We start from the raw sequence: 19,194 nt of genomic DNA, 5'->3' as shown, positions 1-19,194 counted from the left end.
GGTGGAAAAATGGCCAACAAAGAAGCAAAAAAGAAAGTAGCTAATGTCTTTAATCAAGTGGCAGATGCTATAGAGACCGGTCAGTTTGGAGCTAAAACTAAAGTAGGGATTACCACTTTAGGTAGTGAACACGGAGTAGAAGAGATAGTCAAGGGGGCAGAGATGGCCCATAATAAGCATCAAGACCTTGAAGTAAAGTTAATAGGTCCTGATGTAGATACAGAACTATCAGTAATTTATGAAACAGACTGTGAAGAGACAGCCCATGATAAGATGGAAGAATTGCTGCAGGCAGGTAAGATAGATGCCTGTGTAACCAATCACTTTAACTTTCCCATCGGCGTCTCCACAGTAGGAAGAGTCGTAACACCCGGTTTAGGAAGAGAGATGCTGTTGGCTACTTCGACAGGTAGTTCAGCTACTAATCGGATTACAGCCATGGTGAAGAATGCAATTTACGGTATCACTGCCGCTAAAGCATTAGGTAATGAGAATCCAAGTGTAGGAATTTTGAATGTTGACGGCGCTCGACAGGTAGAACAGGCTCTTAAGGAATTAAAAGATAATGGTTATGAAATCAACTTCAGTGAAACAGTTCGTGCCGACGGCGGCTGTGTAATGCGCGGAAATGATCTCTTACAGGGTTCAGCCGATATAATGGTAACAGATACTTTAACCGGTAATCTATTGATGAAAGTATTTGGAGCCTTCACCACTGGAGGCAGCTACGAATCATTAGGCTACGGTTATGGTCCGGGAGTAGGCGAAGACTATGATCAGATTATCAACATCATTTCCCGAGCCTCCGGAGCACCAGTAATTGCCGGAGCCATTCGCTATGCAGCCGACGCAGCTCAGGGAGAACTTACTAAAGTAGCCCAACAAGAATTTAAAGCAGCCAAGGATGCAGGCCTAGAAGAGATTATTGAAGATATAGAAAGCAGTAATTCGGCAGCTGAAGAAGAAGTTTCAGCTCCGCCAGCTAAAACGGTAGATGAAGAGATTTCAGGAATAGATATCTTAACCTTAGATGATGCCAAGGCAGCCCTCTGGAAAGAAGGAATCTATGCCGAGACAGGCATGGGCTGTACAGGACCTGTAGTAATGGTAGCTAGTGAAGATGAAGAAGAAGCTATGGAGATTCTTACTGATGAAGGATTTATTGGTTAATATTAAAAAGTCGCTCTTTTAAACGGGAGCGGCTTTTTTTACTATTAGCATAAAAAATCAATTATAGGATGTTAAATAATGAAAATAGGATTAATCAGATACTTACAAACTGAAGAAGAATGTGGTGGAGTACATTGTTTTAAGACTATAGAGAATAAAATTTTCACTATCTAATATTCTTAAAGATAAAAGAATCATTTTTTCTACTATATAATTGGTTTTAATGTTTAATAGAATCAGCCCTTGGGCTGATTCTATCTATGAGATCATATTCTATTTAGAAGTATTTGCTCTTTTCTTTAAGATTGTTTTAATATGCTGCATAGTTCGTTGTACAGCTTCTTCTGTAGAGTAATTTAGTCTATTATTGATTATTAAAGAGAGCATTCCCTGATAAACCAATCTAATTAGTTCATTAATTTCTTTAGCTTTTTCTGGTGTAAAATATCCTTCCTGAATGCACGGCTGAAGTAATTTTTCACACCGTTTAGAGAAGTTAGACTCCATTAACATAGGAACTAAATCTTGAGGGGGATCACCTAATTCTTCAGGAAAGAGGGTATAGTAGTTGCAAATTAAATTTTCAGGTTTATCACCGATATTGGCGGTAAAAATTGCATAATAAATTTGTGGTTTTTTAAAACAGTATTCACAGAAGCATTGCCAGACTGATATAGTTCGCTCTAGTGGATTACTAACTTCATCTATGTAGTCAGGTAAAGCTTGTACATAATCATTAATGAATTTCATAGCAGCAAAAGAAATTAATTGGTTACAGTTATCAAAGTAATTATAGATAGTAGCACTATTATATCCAGTGATTTTAGCTATCTTTCTAATAGTAACTTCTTCAATTCCTTCTTCATCAATAATTTGAGCAGTTGCTTCAATAAAAAGTTTTGCGATCCTTATTTTTTTGATATCGTTATTTTGTATTTCAATCATTTGAATTATCCACCCTTTATCTTGTTTCTACGTTATTTAAATATATCGTAAATTAATTTTAAAGTCAAGGTTCTATGTTTCAGTTTTAGAGATTATATCTGATTTTTTACTCTTGACAAATCTATATGGAGAGTATATAATAATTGTTGTAATTTAATAATTAAATATGGGAATGGCTGTGCCCCTGGTGGGCACCCCGGACTTCAAATCCGGCGGCGGGCCAGCCTTGAGCTGTCCGCGGTAGGTTCGATTCCTACACATTCCCGCCAAAATAAATCTAAATTGTTAAAGGGGAGTAGCTACCTTACTTTTAGTAAGGAGATAAAATCAACATCTTGATCAATTGATCTGGTTTTATCATAACTATATTTTATCTAGTTAAGTGAGACTTTTAACATAATGAGATTATATTATTATGATCTTATTATGTTAAAAGTCTCTTTTTTATTGTATAGAAAATTATACTTTTTGTAGAGTGTAGATACTTTTTAATAGTCAATTTAAAAGTAAGGGACTTAGAATGAATAATATTTAATTGAGATGTAGGGAGGAAATTAAATTGTTAAAATTATGGCTTATATTTTTATTAGCTGCAGTTTTTATTATTATAGCAGGTACTAAATTATCTAAATATGGAGATATAATAGCTATTAAGACTGGATTAGGTCAGGCTTTAGTAGGTAGTATTCTAATGGCAGGTGCAACTTCTTTACCGGAAGTAATGACTAGTTCTACTGCTGCTATTATTGGAGCGCCTAATATTGCAATAGGTAATGTTTTTGGAAGTAATACCTTTAATTTGATGGTTTTAGCTTTGGTAGATTTGGTTCATGGTTCGGGTCCATTTATGTTAAAGGTGCATTCAAAGCATATTTTATCTGCTTTATTGGGAATCTTATTATCAGTCTTTGCAACTTTATTTATATTAGTAGGCTATCTAAGTGAATTAAATATTGAATTTTTGGGAATAGGGCTAGGTCCAGTTCTTATTGTAGCAGTCTATTTGATTGGAACTAGATTGATTTTTCGTTATGAAAAGAAGAATAATGTTGAGGAGGAGGAAGAAGAATTATTAGATTTAGATATTTCTTTAAATAAAGCAGTCTTGGCCTTTACTATAGCTGCAGTAGTAATTATCATTTCAGGTATTTATTTATCCTCAACAGCAGATAAGATTGCTGAACTTAGCGGTTTAGATGAAAGTTTCATGGGAACTATACTGGTAGCTGCTGCAACTTCCCTGCCGGAGATGGTAGCTGCTTTAGCGGCAATTAGGATCAATGCTTATGATATGGCTGTAGGAAATGTCTTCGGCAGTAATATTTTCAATATGGTGATTATTTCTATTATCGATCTCTCTTATAGAGAAGGTTCTGTATTGGCTGCTGTTTCTCTATCACATGCTGTTACGGCTGTATTAGGAGTGATTTTAAGCAGTATTGCAGTAATAGGACTCTTTTACCGTTCAAAGAAGACCTTCATAACTATAGGCTGGGATTCTGTAGCAATTTCAATTACTTATCTTTTTGGAGCTTATTTATTATTTAGATTAGGTGTTAATTTTTAATTTTGAATTTGAAAATTATTTTCATTTATTATTTAAGAAAATATTTTTTACTTGCAACTAGTTTATGAGGCAGGAATTAAGTCTAAATTTGAATAAAAAATTACTTTCAAGAGATAATTTGATGTCATTCTATCTCATCCTTATAAATAGCTTGACAAAGTGATAGATTTTAATTATAATACTATCCGATAAAGAAGAGGTAATTGACTTATAATTACTTTCCAGGAGGGATAGTTAATCAATGTTGTCTGATAGGATTGTAGAATGGATGCAGAAAGAAGTAGAGAAGCGGGGAGCTAATGGGGCAATATTAGGACTTAGTGGAGGAGTTGACTCTTCAGTAGTTGCTGGTTTGATTAAAGAAGCATTCGGTGATAATACTTTGGGAGTTTTGCTACCTACTGATGGTAGTATTGATAAAGATACAGAATATGCCAAGTTAGTTGCTGATGAGTTTAATTTAGAGACAGTTACAGTTAATCTTGGGGAAGTATATGATGTATTTGAAGGTAAATTATCTGAAGCAGATGTAGAGGAAGCTGATGTAAGCCATTGGCCGCAGACTAAACTGGATGCCAGTGGAACTGGAAATCGGGCTGGAGATAATATGAAGCCGCGGCTTAGAATGGTTAGTCTACATTACTTAGCAGAAAAGATGAATTATGTTGTAATGGGAACTAGTAATAAGAGCGAAGTTATCACTGGTTACTATACAAATAACGGTGATAATGCTACAGACCTTCGTCCACTAGGAGATTTATTAAAGACAGAAGTCTGGGAGTTAGCCCGGGAAGTAGGAGTACCAGAAGAGATTATTGAGCGTCCTCCTTCAGCTGGTTTGCGAGAAGGAGAGGCCGATGAAGATGAGATTGGGATTAGCTATAAAAAGTTAGATGCTATTTATAAAGCTCTTAAAGATGATAAAGATCTAAGTAAATTTGAAACTGAAAAGGTTAAGCGAGTACAGGAATTAGTTAATGCTGCTAAAGATAAGGAAGAAGTTCCTGTATTTGAAAAGTAGTATTTTAGATCTATTATCAACTTTAAAGGAGTGAGATAAGTGGAGAAAAAGTACATAGCTGTGTTTTTGTTGGTTGTAATTAGTGCTGCTAGTTTGGTTTCGGGTCAGGCATTAGCTGAGTCAAATGATATGATAATTTTAGGTGAAGCTGATTGGCCTGGAATTAGAGCTAAGAATGCAGTTGCAGTTCATGTTTTAGAAACAATTGGCTATAGTGTAGAAACACAGACTGGAGCAGATCCTATTATGTATCAGGGATTAGCTCAGGGTGATATAGATGCATATTTAGGTTCTTGGATGCCATCAATGGAGAATACTAGAAAAGAATTGAAGGATAAAATCAATGTTGTGGCTACTAATATGGATGAAGGGATTTATACTATGGCAGTTCCTGAGTATGTCTGGGAAGCCGGCGTTAGAAGTTATGCTGACTTGGATAAGCATGCAGATAAGTTCAACCATAAAATGTATGTTGGACCTGCTGGTTGGGCTTCATCAAAGACTATGGCTAAAGCAGTAAAGAAAGATATTTATGGTCTGGGAGACTGGCAAGCAGTAAATAGCAGCCAATCAGCTATGATGGCACAAGTAAAGAGATCGGTAAGAAGAGAAGAATGGATTGTCTTTATCGGTTGGCAGCCTCACTGGATGAATTATATTTTAGATATTAAGTATCTAAAGGATCCAAAGGGCTTATGGGTAAGTCCAGAATCCTGGGTGGATACTATAACTAGAACAGGATTTAAGGAAGATCATCCGGAAGTAAATAAATTCTTGAAGCAGTTTAAGGTCGATGTTGAAGCCAATGATAAATGGATCTATGAAGTAGGAAAGAACAGTAGAGATTCTAAAGAGGTAGCGCGGGAATGGATTACAGAAAATATGGATGTAGTAAAAGGCTGGTTAGAAGGAGTTAAAGCCCAGAATGGTAAGAAAGCGGCTGAAGTTTTAGAAGAAAAGCTTACTGAATAATTAAATTTAAAGCAGTTTGCCTATCAAATCTTTAAAAGATTTGATAGGCTTTTTTTATTTTTGGTTTTTATGTTATACTAAGAATAAAAAGGAGTGTTTATATTGAAGATTAAGCTGCTTGTAGAAGATACTGTTTACAGATCAGAGCTATTAGCGGAGCATGGTCTTGCTTTATGGGTAGAATATAATGAAGAAACATTCTTATTTGATACTGGTCAAGGAAAAGTTATATTACATAATGCTGAAAAGTTAAATGTTAATTTAGACTCTATAACTAAAGTTTTTCTAAGTCATGGACATTATGATCATACTGGGGGATTAGAGAAGGTATTAAGTGTTAATTCTGAAGTCCATGTTTATGGCCACCCGGAACTTTTTATTCCAAAGTATAGTAATCAGAATGGAGAATTAAGTAAGAAAGGAAGTGAAATAGCTAAAAGTGATATTAAGAACTTCACTCCTGTAACAGAGACTGTTGAGGTTACTGAAGGAGTTTGGATTATCGGTGAAGTACCTAACAGTTCCGAGTTTGAAAAGTTTAATCCGGATTATAAACGCCATATAAATAAAAGAGATACTGATTTGATAACTGATGAATTTAAAGATGATCAGACGGTATTCTTTGAGACTTCCCAGGGATTGGTAATTCTGTTAGGTTGCAGCCATGCTGGAGTGGTGAATATTTTAGAGTATATAAAAGAGTTTACTAACGGTCAAAAGATTCATGCAATTATTGGGGGCATGCATCTTATTTCAGCTGATGAAGGGAGAATCAAAAAAACGGTTGATTATCTGGCTACATTGGACTTTGATTTGTTGGTTCCTCTCCACTGTACAGGTTTTACAGCAGTTAAAGCTATGAAAGAAGCATTTGGTGAGCGAGTCTTAATTCAGCAGACAGGTCATAAATTAGAAATTGCTGACTAGAAAATATATTTTTGAACAGGAGGCTAAAGGATGAAGTATACAGAGTGGCTAACAAGAACAGGATTATTGTTAGCTTTAACTTTAGTAATTCAGATGCTGGGATTTCCTCCCTTTGTAACCGGGCCTTTGGTGAATATGATGCTCTTTACTACTGTGCATTTAGTTGGCTGGTTAGGAGCTAGTTTGGTTGGAGGTGTAACACCATGGATTGCTTTAATGAGGGGGATTTTACCACCGCCGTTAGCTCCTATGATTCCTTTTATTATTGCTGGGAATATTATTTTAGTATCTGTTTATTATTTCATGTTAGGGCGTAATAATTATTTAGGTATTGGACTGGCAGCGTTATTAAAGTTTGCTGTTCTATCATCAGGAGTAAGGTTCTTAGTTGAGCTGCCGCCTAAAATAGCTCAGTTAATGCAGGTGCCACAGCTATTGACAGCATTAGCAGGAGGCTTTCTGGCATTGATTCTGGTTAGGCTTTTAACAACAGCCTTAGAGTAAAGAAAGAATGTATTATTAATACTTTATCTAAAAGTTAACTCGTGATACAATAAGATAAAGACTTGTTAATTAACCGAGGTGGTTTTAATTACCGATTTAAGAGGAGATTTGTCAGGGATAAAAGACCGTTATATTGAAGAACTGGAAATGATGTCAAGTAGTATTTTTTCTAGCGGAGAATTAGTAGCTATTGATTTTTTATATCAGATTATTAATATTGCTTCTGAGATTGAGGATAAAATAGCAGTCTTAATTAATCGCCGTGGTGAGGTTTTACGGATTAAAGTGGGAGAACTAACCAATGATTTTTTTGCTGGAGCTAAGCAGCGCCGAAGTGTTAAACGTTTAAGCGGATTGAGATGTATCTATCTTACATTCAATTCACAGTTAAATCGAAAGAATAAAATCTTCTTAAAAGAATATAGGTTGGATCTATTGGTCCATCTTTCCTTGGCTGATAGGCAGTCTAAACTTGAAGCTTTAGTACATTATCCTAAAGTTGATAATGGCCAATTAGTAGTAGGTAGCGAACTAAAAGGCCCCTTTTCTCTAACAGAGTTAACCGAAACTGATTATTCAACTGAAATAGAGGATATTGAAGATAAACTACAGGAGACTGAAACAGTTAAAGTAACAGAAGCTGAATCGGAAGCAGCAGTTTTAGTCTGCTTAATAACCGAAGATGATACTGGATATAATCAAGAAGAACCGCTAGCTGAATTAGAGAATTTGGTACAGACAGCAGGTATAGAAGTAAAGGGGAAAGAAATTCAATATCGTAAAGATCCTGATCACAGTTATTATATAGGTTATGGGAAAGTACAGGAACTGAAGGAATTAAAATATCGATTAGGAATTAATGTTATTATCTTTGATGAGGAATTAAGTCCAGCCCAGCAGCGTAATTTAGAAGATGAGTTAGGGGTTAAGGTAATTGACCGAACAGAGGTGATTTTGGATATCTTTGCCCAACATGCCAATAGTAAAGAAGGAAAACTGCAGGTGGAATTAGCTCAGCTGCATTATCTTCTTCCCCGGTTGACAGGTAAAGGAGAAGACTTATCAAGATTGGCAGGCGGAATCGGTACTAGAGGACCTGGAGAAAGTAAATTAGAGATTGACCGCCGGAGAATAAGAAAAAGGATTGATAATCTAGAGGCTGAGATTAACCGGGTACAGCAGACTCGGGCTACACAGCGGTCTCGGCGCAAACTACCGACTATATCATTGGTAGGTTATACTAATGCCGGTAAATCTACCTTACTCAATAGATTAACTGAGGCTACTGCGGTAACGAAGGATGAATTATTTGCTACTCTGGATTCTAATACCTGCCGGCTCAAACTGCCGGTAGGAAGAAAAGTGTTAATCAGTGATACTGTTGGCTTTATCCGCAAACTGCCTCATCAATTAATTGCTGCTTTTAGAGCTACTCTAGAAGAAGTTACTGAAGCAGATATTTTGTTACATGTAGTTGATGTTACTGAAGCTGATTATAAAGCCAAGATGGATGCTGTAGTGGAAGTCTTATCTGAGCTGAATGTGCTGGATAAACCAATAATTACTATTTTAAATAAGATAGATTTGCTTAAAGACCAGAAACAGGTTGAATTAATCCAGCAGAATCTGAAAAATTCTTTAGTTATATCAGCTAAAGAGGGTCAGGGAGTAGATAGATTACTGGATGAGATATCAAATCTTTTACTGGATACAATGGTGGAATTGGAGCTATTGTTGCCGTATTCTGATGCTGGAGCTTTAGAGCTGATACACCAGCGCGGCAAAGTATTAAGAGAGGAATATAGTAATGAGGGAATCTCCATCAAAGCAAGAATTAGCCAGCAGATGGCTAACCAAGTTGATGAAGATTATATTATTTTCCGAAGATCGTTGGCTTGATTTCTTATTTTTATCGGCGGTAGAAGGAAGTATATTCTTTTGTTAAACCATAACTATCAGGTTTTAGGAGATATTCAGTATTACCTAAAAAGAGGAAGCCGTCTTTAATCAAAGCATTACTCAATTTTTGAGTGATTTTCTTTTTGGTTTCTTTAGTAAAGTAGATAAAGACATTACGGCACAGAATTAGATTCCACTTGGAGCGATAAGAGTCAGTTAAAAGGTTATGCTGTTTAAAGTTGACCTTGTTTTTGATTTTGGGGTCGAGAACGTATCTATCATTCTGTTCTGTAAAGTATTTATTGAGAATAGCTGTTTCTGTTTTTTTTACTGAGTTTTCATTATAGATACCCTTCTTAGCTGTTTTCAGAATCTGGTGATCTATATCTGTGGCTAGAATTTCAAATCTTCTGGGGTTAATTCCTAATTCATTTAATATAATTGCTAGGGTATACGGTTCGGAACCATCCGAACAGGCTGCACTCCAGATCTTAACTTTATTATTATGTTCAAATAGTTCTGGGAATACTTCTTCCTTTAAGTAATTGAAGTTTTTGGGATTCCGGAAGAATTCAGAAGTGTTAATAGTAAAGTGGTCCAAGAATTCTTTTTTAAAGTCTTTATCGGTCTTTAAGAGATCTAAACATTCATTATAATCTTTGATATCATTCTTATCCATTAAGCTATTGATACGTCTTTTGACTCGTTTAGTTTTATAGCTGCTGAGATCAATATTTATATTGCGAGAGGCTCTCTTTCTGAATTCAGTAAAATTAAGCGTCATAAACCTGCTCCTTTCTCTTTAACTTAGATTATTATATATATATGATAATTCCACTTCTGTTATAAAAGTCCTGCATAAAAGTAAAAGCTGGAAGTAAATGTTTTTAATAAGGGGATGATCAAGATTACTTTAGAAGTCTGTTCTTTAGCTAGCGGCAGTTCAGGAAATTCTATTTATGTTGCCACTGATAAAAAGAAGGTATTAGTAGATGCTGGTTTGAGCGGTAAAAGAGTTTCAGAGAGATTGGCTGAAATAAATGTAGATGGTAGTGAGCTGGATGCTATATTAGTTACTCATGAACACGGAGATCATATTAAGGGGGTTGGAATTCTATCCCGTCGGTTTAATCTTCCTATCTATGCTACTGAAAAAACCTGGGCAGCAGCTAAAGAAGATCTGGGAAAAATAAAACCAGAGTATATATGTATAATTAATAAAGAAGGCTTAAGCCTAGGGGATTTAGAGTTAGAATCCTTTGAGATTCCTCATGATGCTGTAGATCCTGTGGGTTTTACTCTTAGAAATAAGAATAAAAAAGTTTCGATTGCTACTGATATTGGCTATATGACAGAAGAAATAATGGCTAATTTGAAGGAGTCCAACTTAGTTATCTTAGAATCAAATCATGATCTGGAGATGTTGAAAGCAGGTCCTTATCCTTGGTCATTAAAAAAGAGGATTATGAGTAGGGAAGGCCACCTTTCCAATGATGATGCAGCGGCAACAGTAGTGGAATTAGTGAAGAATTCAGTAGAGCGTATATTGTTAGCCCATCTAAGCAAAGATAATAATGTACCACAGCTGGCTCATTTGACTGTTAAGAATATGATAGTAGATGCTGGAATGGAATTAGGCCGTGATCTGCAGTTGGATTTTGCTTATCGGAATGAAGTTAGTAACTTATTTCAAGTAGGCTAAAAAGGAGGCAGCTAAAAGATGAGTCCTTTTTTTGATGATAATGGATATCGGGAATCAAGTTTATTTTCTTATTTCTTAGTAGCTTTAATTGGAGCAGTTATCGGAGGGTTATTGGTAGCCTTTTTAGTACCGGGCTTAGTTGATGAGACTGACCAGCATAGATTAGAGACTAAGTCTTCTCCACAGCAGATAGACCAATCTAAAAGCCGAAATTCAAATTCTAATACTTCTGTAACCGAGGTTGTTAATAAAGTAGGACCGGCTGTAGTTAAGATTACTACTGTTGAGAACAGGTTGATTTATGACTTCTTTTATGGGCGCAGAAATAAACAGGTAACCGGAGAAGGATCAGGAGTTATCTTTGATAAACGCGGTTACATATTAACTAATAATCATGTAGTAGCAGAGGCAGATCGAATTAAAGTATTATTGACTTTGGACCAGAATAAGCAGCAGGAATTTAGCGGAGAAGTAGTAGGTAGAGATCCAGTAACGGATCTGGCGGTAGTTAAGATAGAAGCGGATAAACTGCCGGTAGCAGAATTAGGTGATTCCGATAATTTGCAAGTAGGCCAGCTGACTATTGCTATTGGAAATCCCTTTGGCCTTTCTAATACAGTAACTACCGGTGTAATTAGTGCTGTCGGTAGAAAGTTAGAGATTCAACAGGGTACTGAATTGACTGATATGATTCAGACTGATGCTGCTATTAATCCTGGTAATAGTGGAGGAGCACTGTTGGATAGCGAAGGAAAAGTAATTGGAATTAATACTGCTATTGTTCAGGGAGCACAAGGACTCGGCTTTGCAATTCCGATTAATACTGCTCAGAATGTAGCTGAAGAGATAATTGAGAAGGGAAGGGTCATTAGACCCTGGCTTGGAATCTACGGTATAACACTTAATTCTAATTTAGCCAGAGAATATGATCTTTCCCAGCAGAAAGGAGTCTTCATTGCTGAAGTAATTAAGAATAGTCCTGCCTATAAAGGAGGACTTAGGCAGGGGGATATAATCTCTAAAATCGGTGGAAAACCAGTTGAAACTATGACAAAGCTGCGTAATCATTTGAAGGAATTAGAAATAGGAGAGAAGATTCAGATAGAATTTTATCGAGAAGAAAACTTAAAGAAGACTACTGTGGAGTTAGAATCACAGCCTAAAACGATAAAATAAGCAGATAAGGAGTAAATAAGATGCAGGTTAATCTGATAACTATTGGTAGTTTGAAGGCGGATTATATTCAACGCGGAAGTGACGAATTTAGCAAACGATTAAGTAGATATACTGATTTGGAGATAATAGAGATTAAAGCTGAAAAGTTAAGGAGTAATCTCAGTGATGCTGAGAAAGATAAGATTAAAAAACAGGAAGCAGAACGGATTTTGAAGAAGATGAGTAATACTGCTTATAGTATAGCTTTAGATTACCAGGGCAAACATATGACTTCCAAAGGATTGGCGAAGTCTATCAATAACTTACAACTGCAAGGTTATAGTGAACTGGATTTTATCATCGGCGGCACCTTAGGCTTACATAGTCAGGTTAAAGATGCAGCTGATCATGTATTGTCTCTTTCAAATATGACCTTCACCCATGAAATGGCCCGATTGATTCTGTTAGAACAGATATATCGTGCTTTTAAGATTCTAAATGGTGAAGAGTATCATCGTTAAATTTTGCTATATTGATATATTGTTGCAGTTTAGAGTTGATATCTTGCAAACGTTTACCGTTCGTTTGAGATATTGCAGATTATAGTCAACAAATCTCTTACGCTTGCCATTCGCTCGACGTCCTGTCTCACTCACTCTCAAAAAAGAACTTTCCGCCGTCCATGGCTCCAAGTTCTTTTTAAGAGTCGCTCCAGAGAAATGTTGACTATTCCTGCAATGTCATGAATGAACTCATATTGATTATACTAGGCAATTACAAATAAGAGGTATATACGAAAATATTGCAGGTGACACAATATATCAATAAAGTCATAATTTCATACTAATCTGCTTATTGTCAATAACATATATATGTTTGTAAGATATTTATAGTCTTTAACCTAAATAATGATTCTTTAAAGGAAATTTTAAGTCTAAATTGAATGATTATAATAAGCCGTTAATATATAAGGAGGAAGTATCGTGGAGGATAATCAAGACTTGATCTTTGCTTTAGTAATGGTGATGAGATTATAGTTGATTTTGGTGAAAAGGGAGAGGCAGGTAACGGCACTATAGCAGATGTAGTACCAACACTGGAGAGTAAAGAGATAACTGCTAATGGCCGGCAGATAGAACTTATGCCTTGCTATTATTTGGATGGAGAGTCTGCTGAGTTGGATGCTTCACTCAGGTGAGATGAATATTAAAGAAGTTTTGGATTATATTAATTATAAATTATCTGATAATGATTTGGAAAAGATAAAGATTAAAAAGAATGGTACCAGTGTTTGTCTGCAAACTCAGATAGATGACGGTATCCCAATAGTATCGAGACTGAAAGGAGCTGTGAACATGCCTTCTTTTTTAAATATTGATCAGGATTTAAATTTAACGGATTTAATAGATGTTGATATTCTACAGCAGATTCAGGATAGATTTGCTGAGGCTACTGGTTTAGCAGCTATTATAGTTGATGACCAAGGAGATCCGGTGACTGAGCCCAGTAATTTTTCTGATATCTGTTCATTGGTTCTATCCACTGACGAGGGAAAGAAGAGCTGTTTTAATTATAATTTTTCTAAAGATGATTTTGAATCTAAGGAAGACCCGGTAGTCTTTCACTGCCATATGGGGTTTGTGGATCTTGTAATTCCCATTATTGTAGCCGATGAGTGTTTCGGAGTAGTAAAGTGCGGCCAGATTCTGCCTAAAGAGTCTGAGGATGAAATTGTTAATAAAGTAAAGAAGCGTTTAAATAATTTAAACATTAGCAATGTAGAAGTTGAGGGGTTACTTCAGCAGATGAAACAGATTCCTCGGCCTAAGATTAATGCTGCAGCTACTTTATTATCCTTATTGGCTAATTATATTGTAGAAATGAGTGCTACTACTTTAATTCAAAAACAGCTGCATTTTAAGAATTATCAATTAATGCAGGAAGTTAATAATAGAATGGAAGTAGAGAAGAACTTACAGCAGGCAGAGTTAAAGGCCTTACAGTCGCAGATGAATCCCCATTTTTTATTTAATAGTTTAAATATTATAGCCCGTTTAGCTTTTTTAGAGGGGGCAGACCAGACAGAAGAGATGATTCATTCCCTATCTGATTTACTCCGTTATAGCTTGCGAAAAGAAGAGATAGTTACTTTAGGTGAGGAACTGAATTATATTAAGGACTATATTAAGATTCAGAAGGCTAGGTTTGGAGAGCGAATAGAATTTGTTATTGATGTAGATGAGGATTTATTGAGTTATAAGATTCCTTTTATGAGTTTGCAGCCGCTGGTAGAGAATGGTATCATCCATGGTTTGGAGCCTAAAGATGAATCAGGAAAGATTGAGATTTTAAGTGAAGAAGCAGAAGATAAGTTAATTATTAAAGTGGTTGATGATGGAATTGGAATTAAGCAGGAGAAGATTAGAGAAATTATTGAAGCTCGAGAGAGAACAGTAACAGAAACTCATACTTCCAGCATGGGAATTAATAATGTTCACCAGAGATTGAAACATTACTATGGATCGAAGTATGGGGTACAGATTTATAGTACTAAAGGTGAGGGAACAGAAGTTAGAATTTCATTCCCAAAATTAGAATCAGGGGGGGATGATGATGTATAAAATATTAATTGTGGATGATGAATCGCTGGAAAGACAGGCCATGAGGAGATTAATTACCGAACAGGTTCAAGAACTCCGGTTAATCGGTGAAGCTACTAATGGAGAAGAAGGGATTGAGATTACAAAAGAGGAGAATCCGGATATAGTCTTGATGGATATCAAGATGCCGAAAGTTGATGGTTTAGAGGCGACTAAAGAGATTATTGATTTATATCCAGGGACCAAAATAATAATAATTACAGCCTATAATGAATTTGATTATGCCCAACAGGCAATTAAGTATGGGGCAGTGGATTATCTGTTAAAGCCGGTTAAACCGGATAAGATAATTGGAATTTTGGAGGAATTAATAACTGAAATAGAAGAGGAAAGACTTTATAATCAATTATTAAGCCACTGTTATGATGATTCCGAGGAGAGTATTAAGTTCCATCAGGAATTTTTCGATAAAGAAAAGAAATTATATGAATTGGTGAAGGAAGGCAATGTGCAGGAAGTTGAAAATTTTATAGATCGTTCTTTATCACTGATTAGAAGAAAAGGGGATTATTCGTTAGTTAAATTAAAGATAAGAATTATAGAATTTTTAGTTTCCCTCTCCCGGACTATTAATCAGGAAGCAGAGATAGATATCTGCCATTTTTATTTTGAGGAATTGTTGAGTGAGTCAGCAGAATTAAATACAGCTTTACAGTTTATTACTTGGTTAAAGGATAAGCTCAAAGAAGTAATAAAGAAGGTAGAAGATGCTTATGATGAAATAGATAATGATGTAGTAAAAAGAGCAACTAATTATATTAAACAGAATTTTCATCAAGATCTAACTCTAGAAGAGGTAGCTAAAGAAGTTCATCTAAACTCTTCCTATTTAAGCCATGTATTTAAGGAGGAAATGGGGTGCGGATTTACTGATTATTTAACAGAGATCAGATTAGATAAAGCTCAGGAACTACTGAGAAACTCTAATCAGAATGTTACTGTTATTGCTAATCAAGTCGGCTATAAGAATGCTAATTATTTTAGTCAAGTATTTAAGAAAAAATTCAATTTAACACCAACGCAGTATCGTAAAAAGAATAATTAAATAGAGAGCCTGAAATAAGGCCAGGCTCTTTAAACTTTAATTAATTCTTCAGAGGCAGTAGTTAATTTTTTAGGTTGATTTTCAGTAACTAAGTATGTGTTTTCAATTCCAATGGCACCAATATCAGGAACTACTAATTTAGGTTCTAAGGCGATTGTCATACCTGGTTTTAGCTTAAAGTCCAACCCTGTAGCTAAAAAGGGAAATTCATTCAGTTCGACTCCGACTCCGTGGCCGACAAACTTTTCTTTATTATCACCATAACCGAGATAATAATCAGTCACTTCTAGTTCTTCGGCTAATCTCTTTCCTTCTTCATAGATTTCCTGCCAGCTGTAGTCAGGAGTTAGATATTTGCTTAATTCAGTCTGTAACTGAACCATCTTGTCGTATGTTTTCTGTAGATAGGCACTAGGTTTACCAAGCACAGCCATGCGAGTCTGGTCAGCAATATAACCTTGGTGGGTAGCAACATAGTCCAGTATAATAGGTTCACTATCTTTAAGTCTACTCTTTGAAGCTCCAACACCGGCGCTAGGATGAACACCTGCTCCAGCACAGATGGAGTCCACCTGTACCTCGGCTGTAGACTTCTTTCCGGCTGTACAAACGCCTAAGGGCAGTTCATTATTCAAACCCCGCATTCTGACAAAACCGGTATGGCCCTTCTGGCGGAGATCCTGTTCTATTATAGCTGATAATTCTAGTTCGTTCATATCAGCTGTTAAATGTTCTTTAGTCAGCTGTGGAACTGCTTTTAACTTATTGGCAGCACGTTTAATTAATTGAATTTCAGAATCTGATTTAACCATTCTGACCTGGCGGATAAGAGTAGTGATATTGGTGATTTTATCAGCTGCAAATATCTGTTGGAGTTTATTTGCTGTTTTATAGGGGAGAATATCCAGTTCTAATCCTAATTCGTCAGGCGAATCGAGGTCTTCTTTCTTAATAATTTCAGGTATTTCTGCTGATCTTTTGAATTCAACAATCTTTTCTAGAGCTGTTTCTTTCTCAGCCCTCTTATTACCTCTGCGGACTAATAATACTGCTTCACCGCTGTCTGGAATGTATAGATATTCAGCCTGGACAGTACCTGTAAAATAGAATAAGTCTGCATTCTGTATAATCACGGCTGAGTCTATATTCTGTTTTTTTAATTTCTGCTGCAACTCTGATATTCGTGAATTCAACTCCTCTTTGGATATGTTATTCATTATTCTGCCTCCTTAACATAATATTTTAAATGTAGTATACCATAATTAGGTTAATATTAAAATAGTTAGTGAGGAATCTTTAAGTTAAAGGGATTTGTGATATAATAGGCAGTAAAGAAAGGGGGATTTTCATGAGGTATTACGATGAGTTAAGTGAAAAGTTGAGTCAGTGGATAAAAGAGCAGATTTTAGAAGCTGGATGTAAAGGAGCTGTAGTCGGTTTAAGCGGCGGAATAGATTCGGCAGTAACAGCAGTTTTGTGTAAGCAAGCCTTTCCTGATTCTACTTTAGGCTTGATTATGCCTTGTTATAGCAGCCCAGAGGATTCAGAGGATGCTGAGTTAGTGGCTGATAAATTTGGGATTGAGGTTGAAACAGTAGATTTAAATCAGACCTTTGATATTCTCTATGCAGAATTAGAGGATGATGATAGAGCAGAGGATAATATGGCAGTTGCCAATATCAAGCCTCGACTGCGGATGACTGTGCTTTATTATTATGCTGCTAATTTAAATCGTTTAGTAGTTGGTACTGATAACCGGAGTGAATTAGAAGTGGGCTATTTTACTAAACACGGCGACGGCGGAGTCGATATTGCTCCGTTAGGTAACTTAGTTAAAACAGAAGTGCGTCAGCTGGCTAAGTATTTAGAAATTCCAGAAAGAATAATTACTAAACCGCCGACAGCTGGACTCTGGTCTGACCAGACTGATGAAGCTGAATTAGGAATTACTTATGAAGAATTAGACCGGTATATTCTAACGGGGGAAGCTGAACCAGAAGTTAAAGAAAGAATAGAAAATTTAGTAGCCCAGAATGAGCATAAATTAGGATATCCGCCGACACCTGAATTTTAATTGGGGCTGGCAAGGATAGAATTAATGATTTAATTAATGATTTAACAGACTTAACTCCGGCTTTAGTTAAACTGCTAGCAGATTTAGTGTAAATTATATGTAAAAGAACCTGACATATATTTGACATACAATCTTTTCTCTGTTAAAATAGATTTAGCATATAAATCTAGGAGGAATAAATATGTCATTGACTAAAGAAGATATTCTACAGCAAGCAGAGGAGTTAGATGTAAAGTTTATTAGAATGCAGTTTACAGATATTTTGGGGATTACTAAGAATGTAGCTATTACAGTAGAACAGCTAGAAGAGGCACTAGAGGGTAATACTATGTTTGATGGATCATCGATTGAAGGCTTTACTAGAATTCAAGAATCTGATATGTATTTAGAACCTGATTATGATACATTTACAATCTTTCCCTGGCGTCCGAATGAAGGCGGAACAGTTGCTCGGTTGATCTGTGATGTATATGATGCGGATGGTAATCCATTCTCCGGAGGACCTAGAAATATTCTTAAGAAAGTAATTAAGGAAGCAGCAGAAATGGGTTATGAGATGTATGCTGGTCCAGAACCGGAGTTTTTCTTATTTGAAACAGATGAGAATGGAGAACCAACTACTATAACTCATGATAAGGGCGGTTATTTTGATTTATCACCAGTAGATTTAGGTTATAATACTCGCCGTGATATTTCATTGGCTTTAGAGGAAATGGGCTTTGAAGTGGAAGCTTCCCACCATGAAGTTGCTCCTGGCCAACATGAGATTGATTTTAAGTATGCTGATGCTTTAAAGACTGCTGATAATATAGCAACCTTTAAATTTGTAACTAAGGCAATTGCTAAAGAGCATGGTTTACATGCTACATTTATGCCGAAACCGATCTTTGGTGAAAATGGTTCCGGAATGCATATGAATCAATCATTATTTAAAGATGGCGAAAATGCTTTTTATGATCCTGATGATGAGCTAGGATTAAGCAAAATAGCTTATCACTATATTGGAGGATTAATGAAGCATGCCAAAGCTATTGCTGCAATTACTAATCCAACAATTAATTCTTATAAACGATTAGTACCTGGCTATGAGGCTCCAGTTTATATGGCTTGGTCAAGTGCTAACCGTAGTGCTTTAGTTAGAATTCCTGCTTCTAGAGGAGAAGGAACTAGAGTTGAAATGAGAAATCCTGATCCAGCAGCTAATCCTTATTTAGCCATGGCAGTTATGTTAAAGGCTGGATTAGATGGAATTAAGAATGAGATTGATCCTGGGGAAGAAACATTGGATAATATTTATGATATGACAGATGCTGAGAGGAAAGAAGCTGGAATCGATAGTCTACCGGGAGATTTAATGTCTGCTTTGGGACAATTAAAGCAGGATGAAGTAATTAAGTCTGCTTTAGGAGAGCATGCCTATACTCACTTTGTCAAAGGAAAGACAATTGAGTGGAATGTTTACCGTAATCAAGTCCATCAATGGGAATTGGACCAGTACTTAGAAACATTTTAAGTTTAACAATTTAAATTATATCTTTACCAAAACCAGGCAT

17 protein-coding genes, 1 tRNA gene and 1 riboswitch are annotated in these 19,194 nt (G+C 35.9%); of the genes, 15 read left to right on the top strand and 3 right to left on the bottom strand.

The annotated features are described in order from the left end of the window. Positions 1–9: 9 nt before the first annotated feature. A complete protein-coding gene (gene grdD, locus acear_RS11505; protein WP_013279194.1) occupies positions 10–1,170 on the top strand; it encodes a glycine/sarcosine/betaine reductase complex component C subunit alpha in 1,161 nt (386 codons plus the stop codon). 273 nt (positions 1,171–1,443) lie between these two features. Here grdD and acear_RS11500 read toward each other — a convergent pair whose 3' ends face one another. Continuing rightward, positions 1,444–2,115, bottom strand: a complete 672-nt coding sequence (locus acear_RS11500) for a TetR/AcrR family transcriptional regulator (RefSeq protein WP_013279192.1) — start codon at positions 2,113–2,115, stop codon at positions 1,444–1,446. Positions 2,116–2,283: 168 nt separating this feature from the next. Between acear_RS11500 and acear_RS11495 the strand changes: the two genes are divergently transcribed. From acear_RS11495 to hflX, 7 genes are all read left to right on the top strand, one after another. Then, positions 2,284–2,384, top strand: a tRNA-Sec gene (locus acear_RS11495). 9 nt (positions 2,385–2,393) lie between these two features. After that, a riboswitch (yybP-ykoY riboswitch) is annotated at positions 2,394–2,496 on the top strand. A gap of 178 nt (positions 2,497–2,674) precedes the next feature. Continuing rightward, complete coding sequence (locus tag acear_RS11490; protein ID WP_013279191.1) at positions 2,675–3,682, top strand: sodium:calcium antiporter; 1,008 nt, start codon at positions 2,675–2,677, stop codon at positions 3,680–3,682. 241 nt (positions 3,683–3,923) lie between these two features. Further along, the gene (gene nadE / locus acear_RS11485) at positions 3,924–4,703 is read left to right on the top strand and encodes an NAD(+) synthase (protein ID WP_013279190.1); all 780 of its coding nucleotides are present in this window, start codon (positions 3,924–3,926) and stop codon (positions 4,701–4,703) included. 39 nt (positions 4,704–4,742) lie between these two features. Then, positions 4,743–5,675 carry an ABC transporter substrate-binding protein gene (locus tag acear_RS11480; RefSeq protein WP_013279189.1) on the top strand — a complete coding sequence of 311 codons (933 nt, stop codon included), beginning with the start codon at positions 4,743–4,745 and terminating at the stop codon, positions 5,673–5,675. A gap of 102 nt (positions 5,676–5,777) precedes the next feature. Beyond that, on the top strand, positions 5,778–6,602 hold the full coding sequence (locus acear_RS11475) for an MBL fold metallo-hydrolase (protein WP_013279188.1): 825 nt from the start codon (positions 5,778–5,780) through the stop codon (positions 6,600–6,602). Between the two features lie 30 nt (positions 6,603–6,632). Continuing rightward, on the top strand, positions 6,633–7,106 hold the full coding sequence (locus tag acear_RS11470) for an ECF transporter S component (protein WP_013279187.1): 474 nt from the start codon (positions 6,633–6,635) through the stop codon (positions 7,104–7,106). A 108-nt stretch (positions 7,107–7,214) separates the two neighbouring features. Next, positions 7,215–9,005, top strand: coding sequence for a GTPase HflX (gene hflX, locus acear_RS11465; protein WP_049772678.1), 1,791 nt, complete (start codon positions 7,215–7,217; stop codon positions 9,003–9,005). A gap of 10 nt (positions 9,006–9,015) precedes the next feature. Here the strand turns inward: hflX and acear_RS11460 are convergent, their stop codons facing one another. Beyond that, complete coding sequence (locus acear_RS11460; RefSeq protein ID WP_013279185.1) at positions 9,016–9,789, bottom strand: CheR family methyltransferase; 774 nt, start codon at positions 9,787–9,789, stop codon at positions 9,016–9,018. Positions 9,790–9,903: 114 nt separating this feature from the next. Between acear_RS11460 and acear_RS11455 the strand changes: the two genes are divergently transcribed. From acear_RS11455 to acear_RS11435, 5 genes are all read left to right on the top strand, one after another. Next, complete coding sequence (locus acear_RS11455; RefSeq protein WP_013279184.1) at positions 9,904–10,707, top strand: MBL fold metallo-hydrolase; 804 nt, start codon at positions 9,904–9,906, stop codon at positions 10,705–10,707. Between the two features lie 18 nt (positions 10,708–10,725). Continuing rightward, on the top strand, positions 10,726–11,883 hold the full coding sequence (locus acear_RS11450) for a S1C family serine protease (protein WP_013279183.1): 1,158 nt from the start codon (positions 10,726–10,728) through the stop codon (positions 11,881–11,883). A gap of 20 nt (positions 11,884–11,903) precedes the next feature. Further along, a complete protein-coding gene (rlmH, locus tag acear_RS11445; protein ID WP_013279182.1) occupies positions 11,904–12,383 on the top strand; it encodes a 23S rRNA (pseudouridine(1915)-N(3))-methyltransferase RlmH in 480 nt (159 codons plus the stop codon). A gap of 660 nt (positions 12,384–13,043) precedes the next feature. Next, positions 13,044–14,483 carry a sensor histidine kinase gene (locus acear_RS11440; protein ID WP_013279181.1) on the top strand — a complete coding sequence of 480 codons (1,440 nt, stop codon included), beginning with the start codon at positions 13,044–13,046 and terminating at the stop codon, positions 14,481–14,483. Continuing rightward, entirely contained in the window at positions 14,476–15,567 is a 1,092-nt protein-coding gene (locus acear_RS11435; protein WP_041667386.1) for a response regulator transcription factor, read from the top strand. The genes acear_RS11440 and acear_RS11435 overlap by 8 nt, the downstream gene beginning before the upstream one ends. A 29-nt stretch (positions 15,568–15,596) precedes the next feature. Here the strand turns inward: acear_RS11435 and acear_RS11430 are convergent, their stop codons facing one another. Beyond that, positions 15,597–16,784 carry a M24 family metallopeptidase gene (locus acear_RS11430; RefSeq protein WP_013279179.1) on the bottom strand — a complete coding sequence of 396 codons (1,188 nt, stop codon included), beginning with the start codon at positions 16,782–16,784 and terminating at the stop codon, positions 15,597–15,599. Positions 16,785–16,915: 131 nt separating this feature from the next. Here acear_RS11430 and nadE (acear_RS11425) point away from each other — a divergent pair, with 131 nt between their 5' ends. Together nadE (acear_RS11425) and glnA are read left to right on the top strand one after the other, a co-directional pair. Continuing rightward, positions 16,916–17,641 (top strand): NAD(+) synthase, encoded by a 726-nt coding sequence (gene nadE / locus acear_RS11425; RefSeq protein WP_013279178.1) that lies wholly within the window; start codon positions 16,916–16,918, stop codon positions 17,639–17,641. Between the two features lie 181 nt (positions 17,642–17,822). Next, positions 17,823–19,154, top strand: coding sequence for a type I glutamate--ammonia ligase (glnA, locus tag acear_RS11420; protein WP_013279177.1), 1,332 nt, complete (start codon positions 17,823–17,825; stop codon positions 19,152–19,154). Positions 19,155–19,194: the final 40 nt, after the last annotated feature.

It is taken from the genome of Acetohalobium arabaticum DSM 5501, from assembly GCF_000144695.1.
In the GTDB taxonomy this organism is placed as follows: Bacteria; Bacillota; Halanaerobiia; order Halobacteroidales; family Acetohalobiaceae; genus Acetohalobium; species Acetohalobium arabaticum.
Note: the sequence above shows the minus strand (reverse complement) of the source record. Positions and strands in the feature narration are given on the sequence as shown.